The organism is Deinococcus cellulosilyticus NBRC 106333 = KACC 11606 (genome assembly GCF_007990775.1).
Taxonomy (GTDB): domain Bacteria; phylum Deinococcota; class Deinococci; order Deinococcales; family Deinococcaceae; genus Deinococcus_C; species Deinococcus_C cellulosilyticus.
In genome coordinates, this window is sequence record NZ_BJXB01000024.1 from 44823 (window position 1) to 63862 (window position 19040).

Annotated in this window: 14 protein-coding genes; 4 read left to right on the top strand and 10 right to left on the bottom strand. The window is 56.0% G+C overall.

Translation table 11 applies throughout. The features are described from left to right. Positions 1-84: 84 nt before the first annotated feature. The 9 genes from DC3_RS21660 to truD form a co-directional block, all read right to left on the bottom strand. On the bottom strand, positions 85-2334 hold the full coding sequence (locus DC3_RS21660; protein ID WP_146888129.1) for a secretin N-terminal domain-containing protein: 2250 nt from the start codon (positions 2332-2334) through the stop codon (positions 85-87). Positions 2335-2337: 3 nt separating this feature from the next. Beyond that, on the bottom strand, positions 2338-3315 hold the full coding sequence (locus DC3_RS21665) for a hypothetical protein (protein WP_146888131.1): 978 nt from the start codon (positions 3313-3315) through the stop codon (positions 2338-2340). After that, the gene (locus tag DC3_RS21670) at positions 3312-3944 is read right to left on the bottom strand and encodes a type IV pilus inner membrane component PilO (RefSeq protein WP_146888132.1); all 633 of its coding nucleotides are present in this window, start codon (positions 3942-3944) and stop codon (positions 3312-3314) included. The genes DC3_RS21665 and DC3_RS21670 overlap by 4 nt, the downstream gene beginning before the upstream one ends. Beyond that, complete coding sequence (locus DC3_RS21675) at positions 3941-4600, bottom strand: hypothetical protein (protein ID WP_146888134.1); 660 nt, start codon at positions 4598-4600, stop codon at positions 3941-3943. The genes DC3_RS21670 and DC3_RS21675 overlap by 4 nt, the downstream gene beginning before the upstream one ends. Next, a complete protein-coding gene (gene pilM / locus DC3_RS21680) occupies positions 4593-5771 on the bottom strand; it encodes a type IV pilus assembly protein PilM (RefSeq protein WP_146888135.1) in 1179 nt (392 codons plus the stop codon). The genes DC3_RS21675 and pilM overlap by 8 nt, the downstream gene beginning before the upstream one ends. Before the next feature lie 100 nt (positions 5772-5871). Continuing rightward, positions 5872-6996 (bottom strand): hypothetical protein, encoded by a 1125-nt coding sequence (locus DC3_RS21685; RefSeq protein WP_146888137.1) that lies wholly within the window; start codon positions 6994-6996, stop codon positions 5872-5874. 9 nt (positions 6997-7005) lie between these two features. Further along, the gene (locus tag DC3_RS21690; RefSeq protein WP_307724754.1) at positions 7006-8682 is read right to left on the bottom strand and encodes an ATP-binding protein; all 1677 of its coding nucleotides are present in this window, start codon (positions 8680-8682) and stop codon (positions 7006-7008) included. 377 nt (positions 8683-9059) lie between these two features. Next, the gene (locus DC3_RS21695) at positions 9060-9479 is read right to left on the bottom strand and encodes a DUF3293 domain-containing protein (RefSeq protein ID WP_146888139.1); all 420 of its coding nucleotides are present in this window, start codon (positions 9477-9479) and stop codon (positions 9060-9062) included. Beyond that, positions 9445-10509, bottom strand: coding sequence for a tRNA pseudouridine(13) synthase TruD (gene truD / locus DC3_RS21700; RefSeq protein ID WP_146888141.1), 1065 nt, complete (start codon positions 10507-10509; stop codon positions 9445-9447). Before truD ends, DC3_RS21695 begins: the two co-directional genes overlap by 35 nt. A gap of 323 nt (positions 10510-10832) precedes the next feature. Between truD and DC3_RS21705 the strand changes: the two genes are divergently transcribed. From DC3_RS21705 to DC3_RS21720, 4 genes are all read left to right on the top strand, one after another. Beyond that, positions 10833-13181, top strand: a complete 2349-nt coding sequence (locus DC3_RS21705) for a glycoside hydrolase family 65 protein (RefSeq protein WP_146888143.1) — start codon at positions 10833-10835, stop codon at positions 13179-13181. After that, positions 13178-13822 carry a beta-phosphoglucomutase gene (gene pgmB, locus DC3_RS21710; RefSeq protein ID WP_146888144.1) on the top strand — a complete coding sequence of 215 codons (645 nt, stop codon included), beginning with the start codon at positions 13178-13180 and terminating at the stop codon, positions 13820-13822. The genes DC3_RS21705 and pgmB overlap by 4 nt, the downstream gene beginning before the upstream one ends. 328 nt (positions 13823-14150) lie before the next feature. Further along, on the top strand, positions 14151-15677 hold the full coding sequence (locus DC3_RS21715) for a hypothetical protein (RefSeq protein WP_146888145.1): 1527 nt from the start codon (positions 14151-14153) through the stop codon (positions 15675-15677). Between the two features lie 180 nt (positions 15678-15857). Beyond that, positions 15858-18716 (top strand): glycoside hydrolase family 31 protein, encoded by a 2859-nt coding sequence (locus DC3_RS21720; protein ID WP_222594812.1) that lies wholly within the window; start codon positions 15858-15860, stop codon positions 18714-18716. 49 nt (positions 18717-18765) lie between these two features. Here the strand turns inward: DC3_RS21720 and DC3_RS21725 are convergent, their stop codons facing one another. Beyond that, on the bottom strand, positions 18766-19029 hold the full coding sequence (locus DC3_RS21725) for a hypothetical protein (protein ID WP_146888146.1): 264 nt from the start codon (positions 19027-19029) through the stop codon (positions 18766-18768). Positions 19030-19040 lie beyond the last annotated feature (11 nt).

Here is a 19040-nt window from a genome sequence, read left to right on the forward strand (position 1 = left end):
GCAAAGTCTGCCTGGCCTTTCAGGCTTCTAAACAAAAAACCTGCCGCACAGGCGGCAGGTTCGTGCACTTCTCAGATGTGAGGGTTACTCGATGGTGTTGGCGGTGATCACCAGCATCAGCTGGGTTTCCTTGTCCTCCACAGTGGTGGACTTGAAGAGGCCACCGATCAGTGGAATGCTGGACAGGATGGGCACACCCTGGGTGGTTTCATTGCGACTGGTGCTCAGCAGACCGCCCAGGAGAACCGTGGAACCTGACTTGAAGGACAGCACAGTGGCAGCTTCATTGTTGGTCAGGTTCAGCAGGGTGGGGTCGGTGGGCTGTGAAGCAAAGCCCTTGACGCTGGCATTCACCTTCATGGTGATGGTGCCATCATTGGACACCTGCAGGTTGCTGATGTTGACGTTGACCCCGTAATCCAGGGTGCGTTCAATCTTCTGGGTGCCGTCGCCAACGATGCTGACAATCAGGGTTCCCCCAGACTTCATGGCAGCAGGTTCAGCCTGACCACTTTGCAAGGTCAGGCTGCCATCGTCCACACGCTTCAGCAAGCCCTGTTTCTCCATGGCGTCGAGGGTGGCACCAAGGTTGAAGCCCACCAGGCTGCTGGCGGCGTTGAACACGGACTTCACGCCACCGCTGCCGAAGGTAAGGGTGGAGAAGTTGCCGAAGGGAGCATTCCAGTTCAGACCCAGGCTGTTGGCAGCAGAGCGGGTGATTTCCTGGATGCGCACCTGCACATTGACCTGAGGCACGCGCTTGTCGAGGGCAGCAATGGCTTCAGATATCTGGTTCAGTTGGGTCTGGGTGCCGCGCACAATCAGCGAGTTGGTGCGAACATCAGCGATGATTTCAGGAGCCTGGGTGCTGACATCCTGAGGGGTGGTGCTGGTGCTGGGGTTGGGGTTGGTCACCAGGGTGATGCTGGTGCCACCAGAGGTGTTGTCGCCAGACGCACCTGTACCTGTGGAACTGGTGCCACTGTTGCTTCCTGTTGCGAAGGTCTGGGTGAGAACAGCCCTCAGGTCATCTGCCTTGGCATTGGACAGGCGGAAGATCTGCTGAATGCGCACCACAGGAGCAGGTTGCTCGGGTGCAATGTCCACACTGGACAGCAGACCTGTGATCTCTTCTTGCTGCTTGGCGGTGGCGGTGATGGAGAGGGTACGGGTGCTTCCCACACGGTTGATCACTGCACCAGGCACTTCTGACTTCAGGAAGGTGATGACTTCCACTGGATCAAGGTTGGTGGTGTAGAAGCGGCGCACGGTGGGCTCAGGTGGGGTCTGGTTGGTGGGTTCGACCACAGCTGGTGGAGCTGGAGCGGGATCAACCGTGGCCAGCAGGTTGGCAATTTCTTTTTGCTGGGCCGCTGTGGCATTGATGGAAAGGGTGCGGGTTTGACCCACACGGTTCACCACTGCAGTGGGCACTTCAGCTTTCAGGAAAGCAATGACATCCTCTGGTGCCATGTTCGCAGTGTAAAAGGTGCGAACAGTGGGTTCTGGGGCCGGAGGCACAGGCTGGACCTGGGCTGCTGGGGTGGGATCAACCGTGGTCAGCAGGGCTGCAATCTCATCTTGCTGCTTGGCGGTGGCGGTGATGGAAAGGGTGCGGGTTTGACCCACACGGTTGATCACCGCGCCAGGCACTTCTGCTTTCAGGAAAGCAGCAATCTCATCTGCTGGGAGGTTGGTGGCATAAAAGCGCCGCACTGTGGGCTCAGCAACAGGCTGGGTGGTTGTTGGCGTGTCTGTGGTGGCAGGAGGAACGTCAACCACCTGCAGCAGGTTGGCCACTTCCTGCTGTTGACTTGCCGTGCCAGAAATGGCAATCAGATTGCTGTTCCCAAAACGGGTCACGGTCACATTTTTTGCTTCAGCCTGCAGGAAAGCCAGCACTGCCGCTGGATCGGATTTGATGGTGTAAAACTGGCGCACCACAGGATCAGGCGCGGGAGCCGTAACCACAGGAGGCTCAACCACGGGGGCAGGGCGGAATTTGTCCACCACAGCTTTGGTTCCAACCACCACAATGTCATTGCCAATGATCTCATAATCCAGGTCATTCAGCTTGATGAGCAGATCCCAGACTTCCCGGAAGGGCTTGTTGGCAATGTTGTAGCTGATGGTTTTGTCTGCCGGAACACCATCTGTGACCACCGTCAGGCCCACAGAGTTGCCCAGAGCCTGCAACAGTGCAACCAGATTGTTGATCCCTGTTCCTGTTTGCACGGTCACGGGAGCATCAAAGCGCGTTTCAGTGGGTAGTACAGGGGCCGCAAAGGCCACACCTGCCAGCAGACTTAAAACCAGGAGATTACGTTTTAACATCACTCACCGCCTATCCAGATTCAGCTCAAGGGTTTCTTCTCCGAGCTGCAATGTGACTTGTTGTTGAGAAATCGACTTCACCACGATGTCCGTGCCTGCCAGTTTCTGTCCTGCTGCTGCCATCAGGTAACCGTTCTTGCTGTTGAAAACGGCAGTGCTGTTGGGACCGATCACCACAGAACTGAAGGCCAGTTGCAGTTCCTCTGAAACATTGAGCAATTCGCTGCGTGGAGCAGGCGGCTCGGTTCCTTGTGGGTTGCTGGCTTTGGGCTGGGGAAGAACCAGTGAAGAAATCAGGATGGGTGTGGGCGCAGAAATCACCGTGGTCTGCTGCTCAGGCACCGAGAAGGTGTTGCTGCTGGTGCCAGGCTGGACCACGCTGGGAGAAGGCAAGGCAGGTGCCTTGGGTGGTTTGGTGGTTGATGTTGGGTTGTTTCCTGTGCCAGGGAAGGTGTTGTTTCCGAGGTCAGAGGGCAAGACTTTGGGAGGGATGGTCTCGGTGTTGCCCGTGGAAGACCGAACAGGGGGAAGTGGGGTGGTGTTGTCCACCACCACTGGACCATTCCCAATATTGATGGGTGGGTTGGGATTGGTGGGTGGAACATACGTGGGAGGTTCCACAGTTTCCTGGGGGACTGTGGTGGTGGTGTCGATGGTGGCCGGTCCCTGGGTGACGGGCACATTCACCTGAATGAACGGGTTCGATGTGCGATTGGCAGGACCCTGTGAAGCAATGGCTCCGGTTTCAATGTCGACATTGACCTGACGGTTGCTGGTGGTCAGGAAAGGCAATTCTTTCACCACCAGAGGTTTGCCTGTCTGGACGGGGCCACCATTGTTGGTGATGGGTGGTGGTGGTGGTGGTTCATCAGGTGCAGGCCGGGTCAGGTACCAGGCACCGCCTCCTGCAACGGCCAGCAAGCCCACGATGACCCACAACAGGGGCCCAGAAGACGTTGATTTCTTGGCGGGTCCGGTCATGATGCGTTTCCTCCCTGAGGTGCGGCGTTTCCATCGGCTGGAGGAGGAGTGTTCTGCTGAAGGGCTTTGTTGACATCAAAGGTGTAGACGGTGATCACCAGTGTGGCATCGATGGAGGGATTGCTGTTGGTGGTGGTGGAAGGCTGGTCAACACTCAGGTTGATGCTGTTGATGGTGGAGAAGCGCTGCAGGCTCTGGATGGCAGACACCACAGACAGCAGGCCCGGGAAGGTGGTGTCCAGGGTCATGGTGACATTCATGGGAACGACACCATTGGGGAGATTGCCCTGGGTGCCCTGAACAGGAGAAATGCGGGTCAGGGTGCTGCCTGAATCCACGACAATTTGACGCAGGTCTTGCAAGAAATTGCCGAATTGCAGGGTCTCAGGGAGTTGCTGCAAGAAAGCCTGTTTTTCTTCTTCAAGCTGGGCCACTTCCAGCCTCAACTGGGGCAGTCGGGCTGCTGCAGCTCTTGCCCGATCCAGCTGGGTTTGCAGGCTGTCTTTTTCCAGCTGTTTGCTGGCGATCTCATCCCCCTTGGGTTGATACATCATGAAATACCAGAGCAAGATCACCAGCAGTGTTGCTGCAAAGGAAATCAATGCGATATCACGCTGTTTGAGTTTCATGGATTGGTCCCCTGGGTGGTGGCAGGTGTCTCTGTTCCGGCAGCGGGCTCTGCGGGGTTTTCCGTGGTGCTGGCCTTGATCAGGTTGACGTTGACCGTGAAGTTGTAGTTCGAGGTGTCCTGCTGTTTGCTGGCATCCTGGAATTGAATGGCAAAGTCCTGGCTGTCCTCGAAGGCTTTCACGAAGTCAATGAGTGCCTGATTGCTCTTGGCTGTCCCCTGAATGGTCATGACCTTGCTGGCCGGGCGACCATCTCCGACAGGACCCTCAGCTGTAGGCATGCTCACACCCAGCGTATTCAGAGAAATGGTGGGATTGCTGGAACCTGTTGGAATCTGGCTCACGAACCGTTCAATGTCTCCCCGCCAGTCGCTGGACAGGCTCAGCAGGCTGGACTTGATCTGGGTGTACACATTCAGCTCTGCTTTTTTGCGGTCCAGAGCATCCTGCTCGGCGATGTCGGCTTTGCGGGCTTCCAGATCGGCCTGCATGACCTGAACTTCTTCTGAAAGGCGATTGTACTCATTGACGCGCAGGATGTGCATGGTGGCCACCACGCCCAGTGCCAGCACAGGAACCACAACGGCAGCCACAGTCCAGAGGTTGGTTTCTCTGTGGACCACCAGTTCCTTTGGAAGCAGGTTGATCTTAATCAATGCCCTTCACCCCTCGAACCGCCAGGCCCAGTGCAACAGCGAATTCGGGACCGAACTCTTTCAGGTAGGCGGGATCAATTTTGGCGATTTTGGTGTTGGTGACCATCCAGGGATTGCCCACTTCCACATACAGACCCAGGGTATCGCTGATGGCCTGGGACAGACCCACCAGTTTTGCGCCACCTCCAGAGAGGCACACCCGGTCAATCACGATGTCCCCGGCTTGCACCCGGTAAAACTCCAGGCTGCGCCGGATTTCGGTCAGCAGGTCTGCCAGAACAGGTCGAATGGCATCATAGACCTTGGCACTGGAGTACGTGTCACTGCTGGTGTCGATGTCCAGCAGATCTTCGTTGTCTTCTGTGGGAAGTGTGGCTGCCCCGTATTGCAGTTTGACGTTCTCTGCAGAGTAAAAATCCAGCTGGAACGCCTTCTGAACTGCGGTCGTGAAGTCATCCGCTGCGATGGAGATGTTGCGGGTCATCAGAAGTCGGTCACCACGCACCAGTGCGATCACGGTGCTTGATGCCCCGATGTCGAGCATCACAGCAACTTCGCCCTGCTCGGAGTAGGTGCCTCCGGTCAGGGTGCTCTTGCTGAGGTGGCTGCCCATCAGGCTGCCCCTGAGGGCCCTGAGGGCGGCGAAGGGTTTCACATCGATGGCCACTGGCTCCAGACCAGCGAGTTTCAGCACTTCGACATAACGGTAGATGATGTCCTTGGGCGCAGCTGCAATCACAATCTCCATCTGGCCGGTGTCGTTCTGGACATCTTTGGGGTTGTCCAGCAGGTCGTAATCGAGCACGACATCGTCAACGGCGTAGGGGAGATAACGTTCAGCTTCCCATTTGATGGATTCATCGAGTTCCCGGCGGTCCATGACTGGCACAAAGATGTTGCGGGTGACGGCGGCCTGGTTGGGGATGGTGGTGATCACCTGCCTGGTCTTGATCTCGTGTTCACGAGTCAAGCGGCGGATTTCTTCTGCGAGAGCTTTGGGCTCGAAAACCTGACCATCTTGCATCGTCCCACTGGGGGTCGGGGTGCTGACTGCCTTGAGCAGGTCAGGCGGAGACCCTGGGTTCAGCTCGACGATTTTGATGGCGCTGGCACCGATCTCGAGTCCAATCGCATTCTTCCGCGACCACAGCTGATTGAGGAAATTTTGCACACTACCTCCGGGGATTTCTTTAACTTGATCTTAACACACTGTTACAAATTATGGAGTTTTTCACACCATTTCGGCAAGTTCTCACATCCGAGTCTTAAGATTATGACACACGTTCGAATAAAAATTCGTACAGACAGGACTTGAAAAATGCGTTCCAGGCGTAACCCCAGGTGTATCCCAGCTGGGCTTTTTCAGGTGAATTGTGCCAGGCTCCTGCCAGAAAATACACCTCTGCGTTCGTTACAATTTGGGTGTCGAGCGAGGAGAAACCCAGTGCTGCATTCAAATAACCCCGCAAGCGTGAGGCTGTGAAAAGCAGGTTCTGGTCGGGCTTTAACAGCAGGGTCCGTGCCTGGGCCTCATTCTGTGGAAAACGAAATCGGGACACTTTGAAAGCCCTGAACCTTTCCTCCTGAAGGAGGCTGTCCTCCCAGGACATCTGGGCAATGCCAACGGTTTTGGAGAGGTTTCCAGTGACCCCACTGCTGCCGTAAAGCTGGGCATTGCGCAGGGCAATCACATCTGTGAAATCCCGCAATTTTCCTGCCAGTCCATAAGCACTGTCTGTTCCAGAAAGTTCATTGTCCACCAATCCTGCAAGGGCAGCAGGAGGAAAGTGAAAAGATCTGGCTGCCCTCACAATACTCACCCTGTACCTTAATATTTGCTCTGTTGCCAGCCTGAGGGGAGCCTGTTCTTCCAGGAAAGTGTACAGGTCCTGATGGGTGTGAAATCCCCGGTTTTGAACGGCATGCAGAAAGTTCAGCCAGTTCATTGCCTGTTCCAGCGCCACTTCTGGACTGTTGAAGACACTGCGCCGACCTGCGGTGACATCCTGATTGCCAATTTCTCTTGACAGCAACTTCACAAGGGCTGAAGTTTTGGCTTTGCCGAGTGTGCGTCTGGCCACCAGAAACAGTTGCCAGTGGGACTCCAGCAGTTTGATTTTGCGTTCACCGGTGATCTGCAGTTGGTTCAGGTTGGCCTCGAAAAGCTGTAAATCGACCACATGGGCTTGCAGAACATCGGGTCTCGGGCGTCCTGCAGGTGCTTCTGGAAGGCCAGAAACCCTGGCTGGGGTCTGGTCCAGAGCTTCCTGTTTGAGGTTTTCAAAGTAACGGGAAACCCACCAGGTCACACTGGGACTGAAGCTGAGCATCACCACCAGAGTCAGGGTGGTGATGTAATACCGTCGCCGCAGTTTTCCAGTGCCAGAAGTGGACATGAGGAACCATCAGGCATAATACCGGGTTTTGCGGGGTGAAGTTCCCTGTTTTCTGAGGCTACCCTTTTTGACCAGATGCCTGAGCAGGCGAGAGGTTTGCTGGACATCCAGTCCCAGCATCTCCCGGAGTTCTGCATTGGCTGTTCCAGCAGGCTGGGACGCCTGTTGCACGACCAACAGTTCAAGTTCTGGATTGTTGATGTAGCCCCGCACCACAGAGACTGTAGATGGCTTTGGAGGTCTGGAAGAGGAAGCCCCCTGCTGTTGGGGTGGATCTGCTGGCCTTGAGCCACCCAGGAGGCTTCTGGAGGCTCTGGCGAGCTCATACAGACTCGCTTTGCCTCTTCCTGTGCGAACGATCAGGTCTTTTTCCTCCATCAGATGCAGGAGGCGCACGATGCGGTCTTCGGGGAGCTGCAGCGCAAGGGCCAGATCTGTGCGGTTTCCCTCACCCATGCGGTTCAGGTAGCTCAACACGATCAGCATGTCCAGGCTGAAAGTCTGCATCTCTTCCTGTTTTCGGGCCACAAATTTCACAAACTCGGCATCAAACCCAGGATTGTGGATGCTCAGGGTCACCGCATCTTTATAACTTGTGAATTCAGGGGGTTCTTTGCCATGCCTGAGCAACAACTGGTACATCTTGTCCACCCCCACCCCGGCACGCTCAACATAACCCAGTTTGGCAAGGGCCTCTGCAAGGATGGGATTTCGACGCTTTGGCTGGTGGCGCAGGATGTTCTCAGCAGTGATGCCTCCAGGCAGTCCGCCGGGATTGGAGATTTCCAGACGGTCTGGGTAGTGGTGGATGTGCACGGTGTCCCTGAGCTGGTAATCCCGGTGCATCAGGGCATTGAGGATCGCCTCGCGGTACACCACTTCGTCAAAGTCCCACACCTCAATGCGGAAAAGCCCCACCTGCAGAGGAGAAAAGCTGTTACGCAGCTGGATGAGGTCCCTCAGGCGCTCCACCATTGCAGGGAGGGGTTGCAGCAGGTCTTCACGGAAGGAAAACTCGACATCCCCTCTGGCATGGTGGTAATAACTGATTTCTGCCTGGGGAATGTGCCTTCTCAGGGCCTGGGGGGTTCCGGCCATCAGGATGCCTGCCAGGTTGGGTTTGAGGGTGCCCTCCACGTCCACCAGCAGGTTCAATTCCCGCAGGAAATCCATGTCTGCAAGCTGACCCAGACCAGAAGCGCGTCCCTGCAGACCCCGCCTCAGGCGGCCCACTTCCAGAGGATCGATGTCAGAGAGGCTGCTCATGGGTGGAACCGTGGCTGTGAAATCAGGTTGCGCCTGAGGGCTGCGGTCCCACAGGCCCTCAATGGGGGAGAGCTTCAGGCCATCCCAGGCCAGCACCTCTCCATCTCTGGAGGCCAGCAGGTAAGGGGCCTGAGGAACATAAACCACCATCACCGAGGCCCCAAAAGCCTGCTGGTGGTGAGCATTGACGCTGAGTTTCCCACTGGACAGTTCAAAAATCGCATGGGTGATCTGCAGGGGGTGGATGTCGGAGGCGTCCTCCAGTTGGCCTCCTGCTGCCCCCACAATCAGCAGGCCCCCCCGGGCATTGGCCAGACCAATGGCGTAACGGGCCAGGGTCTCGGGACCCACCTGTGTGCTGAGCAGGATGCGTTCGGGGGTGGCTCCCTCACGGATCAGTCTCTCCAGATTGTCGATCAACGTTTATCACCTGTGTGCGGCATGGGCGTCTCTTCTCACCTGCTGGTGTGATGGGGTGAGAAGCAAGAAGGAAAACAGAAGGGCCATTTGAGAGGTCCCCACATGGGCAGACCGATAAGGGCTCAGTTTATCGGGATTTTCAGCGATCCACAAGAGACCTTTGCAAGCAGGTGGGGTGAGAGCAAAGGCGCTGTTGGGTCGGTGTCACTCCAGAAAGCGGTCAGCCATCAGCTGTGAGCTCAAAAGCATCAGGATGCTTTGACCTCAGCCAGACACAATAAAGTCTTGCCCCCAGCACAGTTCAGCCCTTTCTGTGCCCTGCTGCGAAAGCATCAAAAAATCTTTTGCTGATGGCTGAACACTGACGGCTGGTCGCTCTACACCAGGTGCTGTGTCCACCACATCCGCACTGCGATCACAGGATCAACCCAGACCAGAGCCACCCTGGAACCCACCCCAAAAAGCACTGCATTCTGTTGAAAATCCCTGCCCAGTTGAACTGCCTCGGCCAGAGAAATGCCCCGGATGAAACAACCTGGCTCCTCCCATTCACCTTCGCCAGCCACATAGTGGTCCACCGGATGCCCGAGTTGCCGCACGGCGACTTCCAGGGCTGCGTGCCGCTCCTGGTTTTCTTCTGGGGTCAGCTGTCTGCTTTCGGGGTTGAAGGCGGTCACCATCGCCCAGCGTTCAGGAAAAACCACAGACAACTCTGAGCGTGATTCACCCAGATGCAACCGTGTGCTGTTGTAGGTGTAGGGACTATTCAGATACGCCTGAATCAGTGTTTTCTCCATCTTCCTCCTCACTGGTGTCCACGCTGACCTTCATGACCTCGCGCAGCACACTGGTGGCAAAAGCCCCCTTGGGCAGGAAGAACCTCAGCCAGTATCCATCTTCGGTGGGTTCGAAGGAGATGTCTGTAAACAGTCTTGTGATCCGGCGGTCTCCGAGTCTGGAGCGGAAGTCGTCCATGCTGAGTTCAAGTTCGGCAAGCACTTCCTGTTCCAGCAACCCAGCATCCAGCGTCAGAGGTTTGATTTTGCGGCCCAGCAGGGTTCCGGTGGCAGAGACTTCCCCACGTTTTGCTCTGGGGGCCTCGTCCACGGTTTCCACCAGGAAAACCCCGCCTGTGTCGTGCTTCTTGGCCATGTCGCCCAGAATCAGGCTGTCGTAGATCCCACGTTCAATGCGTCTGGACAGAAAGCCGTTGAACACCAAAGATTGCAGGCTGCTGATCAGGAAGCGCCGCACTGGAGTGCTGGCTTTGCCTTTGAAATTTCTGCGGGCAATGTCACGGCCCATCTCGGCATTTTTGCCCTGCAGGCCAAATCGTTGAGGTCCAAAGTAATTGGGAATCCCGATGGGTTTCAGGGCCTCCAGGATCGCAGGGACTTTGCTGGCATCTGCGTCCCGCACCCGCACAGAAAACTGGTTCCCCTTCAGGTGCCCGATGCCCAGTTTGTTGTTGTGGCGTGTGGTTTCCAGAATGCGCACTCCGGGCAGGTCCAGGGTTGCAAGCTGGCTTTCGTACCGGGCGGGCAGGCTGATCCACTGGGTGGTGATGGCATGCCGGTCCTTGAGCCCAGCGACCCCCACCTTGTCAAAGCGCACCCCGAGGGCCTCGCCCAGCATTTTGACCACATGATTGCTGTTCTGGCCGATCTTTTCGATGTGGAGGTACACGAACTCACCCTCTCCAGAGAAGGGATAGGCGGGAACCTCATCCACCTGAAAGTCAGCGATTTCTGCACGGATGCGCCCTCCGGTGCCGGGCAGGTCGGTGGTGACGTAAGCGAGATCATCCCAATTGAAAAGTAGGCTCATTGCGCTCTACACGTTAAAGGATTGATGATGGGAATGCCAGCAACAACTTGCAATTTCCAGGGTCTGGGGGGTGGTCTTCAGCGAGAGAAATCATACGAAAGCCCATGCTGTTCCAGCCTAAGCTGATTTCCAGGGTTCAGACGGTCCAGGGTGGCGCATTTCTGATGGGATCAGTCCAGGTGATTCGTCTAGACATCTGCTGGGTTTTACGCAACATTCTGGTCCCCGTTCACACAGACATACCCGGTTTAAAAAGCTCCATATAATGGCACCAGGATGTACTCGAGGCAGGATCATGCCTGCTCGAAACAGGGAGGAGAACCATGCACAATTCAACCCCACACACCTTTCCGCTGGAGGCCTGGAGGATCACCGAACAGCAGTTCGATCCTGCACAGAACCAGCTTGCTGAAACGCTCTTTGCCCTGGGCAATGGATACATCGGACAGCGGGCCACTTTCGAAGAAGGTTACTTCGGGCCTGCAGGAACCTCCAGGGATGGCACCTTTTTAAACGGCTTTTTTGATGTGGAGCCCATCCATTACCCGGAAACCGCTTACGGACTGGCAAAGCGCAACCAGTTCATGCTCAACGTGCCCAATGCCAAAAGGGTGCAGATCTGGATTGAGGACGAACCCTTTGACCTCCTGAAAGGTGAAGTGCACAGCTATGAACGTGCACTGGACTTCCGGGAAGGGGTCTTGCGCCGCACTGTTGACTGGACCTCACCAAAAGGGCACAGGGTCAAAGTGACTTTCAGGCGGCTGGTGTCCTTTGAGCAGAAAAACCTCTTCGCACTGGATCTGGAACTCACGGCTGTCAATTTCTCGGGCCAGGTCCTGCTGAAATCCAGCGTGGACGGTGAAGTGCGCCACATGGAGGCCGGAGATGACCCCCGCGTGGGCTCCCACGTAAGCGCCCCCTCCCTGATCCTGCAGGAAGTGGTGCAGGTCGGAGATCTCTCTGCACTGGTCCACCGCACCCGCAACAGTGGATTTCTGCTGGTCAGTGCCATCGACCATGACCTGACGGCCCAGAAGCACTCCAGCACCCTGCAGCGCGAAAACGAGCGCTCCGAACACCTCTTCAACATTTCTGTGTCAGAAGGGGAGACCGTGCGCCTGCAGAAATTTGGAGCCTACTTCACCTCCAGAGATTTCCCGGAATCCGAACTGCTGGGCCTGGCCCGTGAGACCCTCGCCAGCGCAAAGCAGGCGGGTTTTGACGCCCTGGAGTCTGCCCAGCAAGCCTACCTGCAAGCCTTCTGGAACGAAGCCGATGTGGAAATCCAGGGGGATGACGCCCTCCAGCAGGGCATTCACTTCAACCAGTACCACCTGCTGCAGAGTGTGGGCAGAGATGGCAAAACCAACATTGCCGCCAAAGGGGTCACTGGAGAAGGCTACGAAGGGCATTATTTCTGGGACACCGAAATCTACATTTTCCCCGTGATGCTTTACACCAAACCCGACATTGCCCGCAAACTGCTGGAGTACCGCTACCGTGGCCTGGATGCTGCCCGAGAGCGTGCCCGCCAGATGTCCCATGTCAGAGGGGCCCTCTACCCCTGGCGCACCATTGCAGGGGAGGAATGCTCGGCCTACTTTCCTGCCGGAACTGCCCAGTACCACATCAACGCAGACGTGGCCTATTCGGTGAAACTGTACACCGAAGTGACCGGGGATGATTCCTTCCTGCTGGAAGGGGGTGCAGAAGTGGTGATGGAAACCGCCCGTCTGTGGATGGGCATCGGGAGTTACATCGACCACAAGGGAGGCCAGTTCTGCATCAATGAGGTCACCGGACCCGATGAGTACACTGCACTTGTCAACAACAACCACTACACCAACGCCATGGCAAAGATGCACCTGGCTTTTGCCAGTCAGGTGGCCCGAAAATTGCAGGAAGCTTACCCTGAAGATTACCAGCGCATTGCTCAGGCAGTGCAGCTTGATCCCCAGGAGCCTGAAGCATGGCAACATGCTGCAGAACACATGTACCTGCCCAAAGATGAAAAGCTGGGCATTCATCCGCAGGATGACACCTTTTTGTCCAAAGCAGTCTGGGACTTCGAGAACACCCCGAAAGAAAATTACCCCCTGCTGCTGCACTATCACCCCCTGGTGATCTACCGTTATCAGGTGTGCAAGCAGGCCGATGTGGTCCTGGCCCTGATGCTGCTCGGAGACCAGTACACCCTGGAAGAGAAGAAAAAGGACTACGACTACTACGAACCCATCACCACCCACGATTCATCCCTCTCAAGCTGCATCTTCAGCATTGTGGCCAATGAAGTCGGGTACCACCAGAAGGCCTACGACTACTTCATGGATACCGCCCGCATGGACCTCGACAACCAGCACGGCAACACGCAGCACGGGGTGCACACCGCTGCAATGGCTGGTACGTGGATGGGCGTGGTCTACGGGTTTGCAGGAATGCGATCCTATGGTGGCAAAATGCACTTCAACCCTTACCTCCCTGAGAAGTGGAGCCATTACCAATTCAAGATTCACGTTCAGGGACAGCTTTTGCAGGTCCATGTCGAGAAGGACCGGGTGGAGTACACCCTTCTGAAAGGCACAGAACTCAGCATCCAGCACGCTGGACGGGAAGTGGTTCTCGGGCAGGGTGAGAAGAGCACCATGATTCTGCAAGGAGAAGAAGCATGACTTACAAAGCAGTGATCTTTGACCTCGATGGCGTCATCACCGACACCGCCCATTACCACTACCTGGCCTGGAAAAAACTGGCAGAACAGGTGGGGGTGCCTTTCGATGAGGTGTTCAATGAGCGCCTCAAAGGGGTGGACCGCATGGGCTCTCTGAACCTGATTCTGGCCCAGGGGAGTGCCACCTACACAGAAGAAGAAAAAGTGGCCCTGGCCACCCAGAAAAATGCCCATTATCAGGAGTTGATTTCCACCATGAGCCCGGCAGACCTGCTCCCCGGAGCAGTGGAAGCCCTCGACAGCGTGCGTCAGGCAGGCCTGAAGATCGGTCTGGCCTCTGTGAGCCGCAATGCGCTGACCGTGCTCACCAGTCTGGGCATCACCGACAAATTTGATTACATCGTGGATGCATCAAAGATCGCCAGAGGCAAACCTGACCCCGAAATCTTCCTGACCGCTGCAGAAAGGCTGGGTGTCAAACCAGAAGAGTGCATCGGGGTGGAAGACGCTGTGGCCGGAGTGCAGTCCATCAAAGCTGCAGGCATGTACGCAGTGGGCGTGGGAGACCCTGCAGTGCTGTCTCAGGCCGATCAGGTGATCGCCAGCCTGACAGCATTTTCCATCGCTGATTTTCTGAATTGAACTTTTTCCAGCTCAACCCCTCTTGCAAACAGGAGGGGTTTTGCTTTTGGGACAGGTCCTGAAGGGATTTGTTCTTCGGCTCACTCCGGCATTGTCAGATTCACAAGCAGCCACCTACAGGGAAATCCCCTAGAGGTGCTCACACAATCGCCCCATGTGATTTTCAGGCTGCAGAGGTTAATCTGCAAGGGTCTTGCGTTCTTGTGAGCGTGCTGCGTTGCGCTTGCATCTTCAACCCTGTTCTCAAAACTTGTGCCTTTGGACGGATTTTCATTGAAGGTGACCCTGAGGGGTCATTCAGGCAGTTTTGCACCAGAAGGGGGAACCCATGAAAACCTGGATGAGAGCCACCCTGGCCCTGGCCGGTGGCAGCGTGGCCTTTGTGTTTCTGACATCACTTCAAACAGCGAGGCCCGAAGCTTTGCAGCCCTACCCTCTGCCCTTCACCTCGCAGATTCCAGGAGACATCAATGTTAAACAGCTTGATGCCTTCAACCAGAAGCAGCAGTTCGATCAGGCCCAGCGCATGTTTGACATTTTTGCCTGGCAGGCTTTTGTGGGTCTCAACTGGCCTGCTTTGCCCAATGGTCAACCCGACAGCAGCCTGAAGATCGGTCAGAGCAGCCCCAATGGGGTGGTCTGGGAAAGCTGGAAGCACGATTATCAGGTGTTCACTGCAAATGGTCAGCCGCCGCTCCTGAGCGCCATCAAGAATGGCAAGAACTCACATGCGGTGGTCAATACCGGAAACACCCTTCCAGATGAGATTGAAGAAGCCTTGCAGGCCTTCACAGGACCCCTGGTGGACAAGAACGGCAACTGGGTGACCTACGAGATTCGCATGAGCCCCAGAGAAGTGGATTATGTGGTGGGCAACAACCTGTACTACGTGCAGGGACAGGTGGAGTTCGTGAACAAGGGCAACACCATCTCCTTCCCTGCAGGGGTCTACAACGGGGACATCGGGGCCATTGAAGTGAAAGCCGCCTGGAGAATGCTGGACCCCAACACCGATGATCCCTCCCGTTACTTCACCACCACAGGGGACATCTCCATCAATGATCCCTCACAGTTCAGCAAGCCCCTGGTGAAAAACAATGTGTTGCTGGGACTGGTGGGTTTCCACATCTCTGCCAAAACCCAGTACGCCAGACAGTGGATCTGGGCCACCTTTGAGCATGTGGACAATCTGGAGGTGCCCCCCCTGATGTACAAGGGGCAACGCCTGATGCCCTCTTTCTACAATCCGAACAACCAGATTCTGCCTGTCAATGTGGAGCCTCCACAAAATGCAGTGATTCCCGGTCAACCCATCCCCAGTGGGCAGTACTACAACAGCTGGGACCCCACCCTCACCTATCAGCCCACCCAGGCTTTCCGCATGATTCCCATTCCCACCGACAAGCAGCAGCTCAACAGAGAGGTGCAGGCTGCTCTGGCCAAACTTGTCCCTGGCAACGTTTTTCAGTACTACCAGCTGATTGACACCCAGTGGCCCACCGATCCTGCTGCACCCCCCACACCCACAGTGCCTTTTGATGCCGGAATTTTCCCAAACAGCGTCACCAACAAGGCAGGCGGCATGGTGACCCCCACCTACCTGACCAACATCACCATGGAAACCTACTTCCAGGCGGGCAACCAGGCCGCGTGGCACCAGATTGAGGGTTTCCCCCAGAGCGAAACCCAGCAGATCTATGGCACCGAAAGCTGCACAGGCTGTCACTCCAGTGCAGGGGTCGCCATTGCTTACGATCCCAAACAGGCCCTGAGCAGCACCAACCCCCTGTATGGCGTTCCCCTGACGGGGGATTTCAGCTGGTTGCTGCAACAGAAAGCCCAGATCCGCAAGTAATCTGCCTGATCACAGGTTGAACTTTGATTCCGGGGGATGTGCAAGCATCCATGTCCCCTGGTCAGAAGTCCATTTCAAAACACGCCCATGCTTAAGCCTGCAAGACAGACCGCAGGCTTGCCTTCCCTCCTGACCCTCACATGTTGAGGTTGGTCAGGACGTCCACCTATGGAGCATCCCATGACCCAGTTGCTGAACAGACAGATGGAGCAGGTCACCCAGTCCAGCCAGGACGCCCAGGACAACAGTTATCCTTTTGTGACCGTGGACCAGTTCACCCCGAACCTGGGGCAGTGGCAACAACTCGGAGCCGTGAGCACCTACCAGCAGAAAGGGAACACCGTTCAACTGGTGATGGCCCATGGCCCTGGACCCGTGCTGTATTTTTATTCGCCCACCCTCTTCAGGGTGAGGTTCAACAGTGCAGCCGATTACAGCACGGACAATTCCTACGCCGTGGTGAACACCGACTTCGGTTTTGACCCATCCAGCCTGAACATCCAGGACAACGGCTCACAGATCGTCATTCAGACGGGTGTGATCGAGGTGGTGGTTCAGAAAAGCACTTATGCCCTTGCCGTTTACCGCCAGGGTCAACTGATCCATCAGGACACCTCCAGTTACAACCTCGTGTACACCGGGGAATGTGTGGCGAACTTCAAGGTGTATCCTGCCAACGCCCAGTACTTTGGGTTTGGAGAGAAAGCTGGAAACCAGCTTGCCAAAAACGAATTCACCATGACCTTCTTCAACTTCGACAACTTCACTTACGCCACCAGCCCCCTTCCTGAGGGGGAGCAGCAGGGACCCCTCAATCCCAGTGAAGCCCTGTACAACTCGGTGCCCCTGCTCATTGAAGTGAATCCCAATCCCACAGGTGCCTTTCAGGGGAATCCTTATGCTTACGGGATTTTCTTTGACAATGTGTCCCAGTCCTACATCAACATCGGGGCCAGCGATTACTCCAGCATGTACGGTAAATATTACTTTGGTGCCCTGTTCGGAGACCTGAATTACTACTTCATGGCTGGCTCTGTGGCCGCAGACATCGTGCAGCAATACACCCAGCTGACGGGCAGGGCCCCGATGCCTCCCAAATATGTGTTTGGGTATCACCAGGGTTGTTACGGTTATTACGACCAATACCATGTGATGGCTGTGGCCAACGCTTATCGTGCTGCCCAGATTCCCTGTGATGGCATTCACATTGATGTGGATTTCCAGAACAACTACCGCACCTTCACCCATTCCAACCTGAAGTTTCCAGATGCCCAGGCCATGTTCTCTTACCTGTCTCTGATCGGTTTCAAGTGCAGCACCAACATCACTGCTCTGGTGGATGCCAACCCCTACGATGAAAATGGCAACACAGGCCCTGGCTCTGATCCCTATCCTGCGCTGGAAAGTGGACTGGCCGAGGGGACCTTCATCACCAATTCCCGGGCAGGACAGCCTGCAACCAGTGACCTCTTTGTCGGGAATGAAAACTACGGGGTCAACACTGGCATCAATCCCTATCCCGCGCAGCCTGATACGGGCAGTGATGTGCTGGGGTCCTATGGTTACTACCCTGATTTCGGTCGCCCAGAAGTGCAGGAATGGTGGGGCGAACAGTACCAGAACCTCTTTGACATTGGATTGCAGATGGTCTGGCAGGACATGACAGACCCGGCCCTCTCTCCTGGAGTGGACAACCCTGCAACCTACAAGACCTTCCCTGGAGACCTGATGGTCACTTCCTTCGGGGAGCAGATTCCCAGTGCCAAAGTGCACAATGCCTATGCCCTGCTGCTCAGTCAGGCCACTTTTGAGGGCCTTGCAAAGATCCGTCCTGAGATGCGCAACTTCATCATCGCCCGGGGAGGGTACGCCGGAATCCAGCGGTATGCCGGGCTCTGGACCGGAGACTCTGCATCCAGCTGGGAATTCCTGCAGATCAATGTGCCAGAGGTCCTCAACATGGGCCTCTCTGGCATTCCGATTGCAGGTTGTGACATTGGGGGATTTGCCAATGGACCGGCTTCAGAAGGGGATTTTTACGTGACCGATGGTCGTGCCTATGGCCAGATCACCAATTATGAGCTCTACACCCGCTGGATGACCCTCGGTGCATTCCTGCCCTGGTACAGAAACCACTACGATGGCTACTCCAAGGGTTTTCAGGAACCCTACAACTATGGGGAGCCCGTGCCCTCCAACTGCCGCAAGTACATCGAGATGCGTTACCATTTGATGCAGCTCTTCTATGACGCCATGTACGAATGCACCCAGACTGGCATGCCCATTGCACGGGCCATGCTGCTGACCGACCCCCAGGACCCGAACGTGTACAGCCACCTGAATGACCAGTTCTTTTTGGGCCAGGACCTGCTGATTGCCCCCATCCTCTTCCAGGCGGAAACAGCAAATCCGCCCATCAGCCCGACCCGTCCCATTTATCTCCCTGCTGGATGGGACTGGTACCCCTACCAGAACAACGAAAACCCCCTGCCAGCACCTGCAGCAGGAGGACAGACCATCCAGTATTACGCCCCTCTGGAGCAGGTCATGAACATCCTGCCCATTTACGTGCGTGCTGGAGCAATCCTCCCGAGCCGTCAGGTGGAGCAGTGGGTGGGGCAACTGGACATCAACCCCCTCACCCTGAGCATCTACCCTGGTCCTGACCGCACCTACAACCTGTACCTTGATGATGGCCTCACCACCGGGTACCAGACCGAGCAGGCCTACCGCCTGACCGAGAGCAGCACCCAGAGTTCAGGCAACCAGAAGACCGTGAATGTGGTCCGCACCCATGACAACTACACCCCGAATGAGCCTTACTTCTTTGTGGCCCTGCTGAGCACCGGCCATCCCCAGTCGGTCACGGTGAACGGGCAGGCCCTGAGCAACCTCACCACAGGCAACAACGATCAGGCTGGTGCAGATGCTCTGGCCGCTTCTAAAGTAAATGCGTATTATTTCAATTCCAGTCTGCAGTCCACTTTTATCAAGGTGTATGACAGCAGCGCAAACCTGCAGGTTGTGGCCACCTTCTGAATTCGATCCACTGAAAAAAGACCCGGTTTGCCGGGTCTTTTTTTACCATTCAGCGGTCTGGCAGGTAGAAACTCAGGCTGAAGACCAGAGCAACCCCTAGGAGGGCAAGGGTTGCTGCCCAGCCCAGGGCTCCATCTTTGCGTCTGAAAGCCAGGATGGCAACCACCAGTGCTGCAACCAGGGGAACAAGCATCAAGTAGAAAGTGCTGTACAGGCTGAATCGGGGGAAAACAACCCCAACAACCAAAACGGCAAGGCCAATGCCGTAAGCAATGGGGAAATACTTGTCAGGAAGAATGTCTTTTTTGTTCACGGGTTGACCTG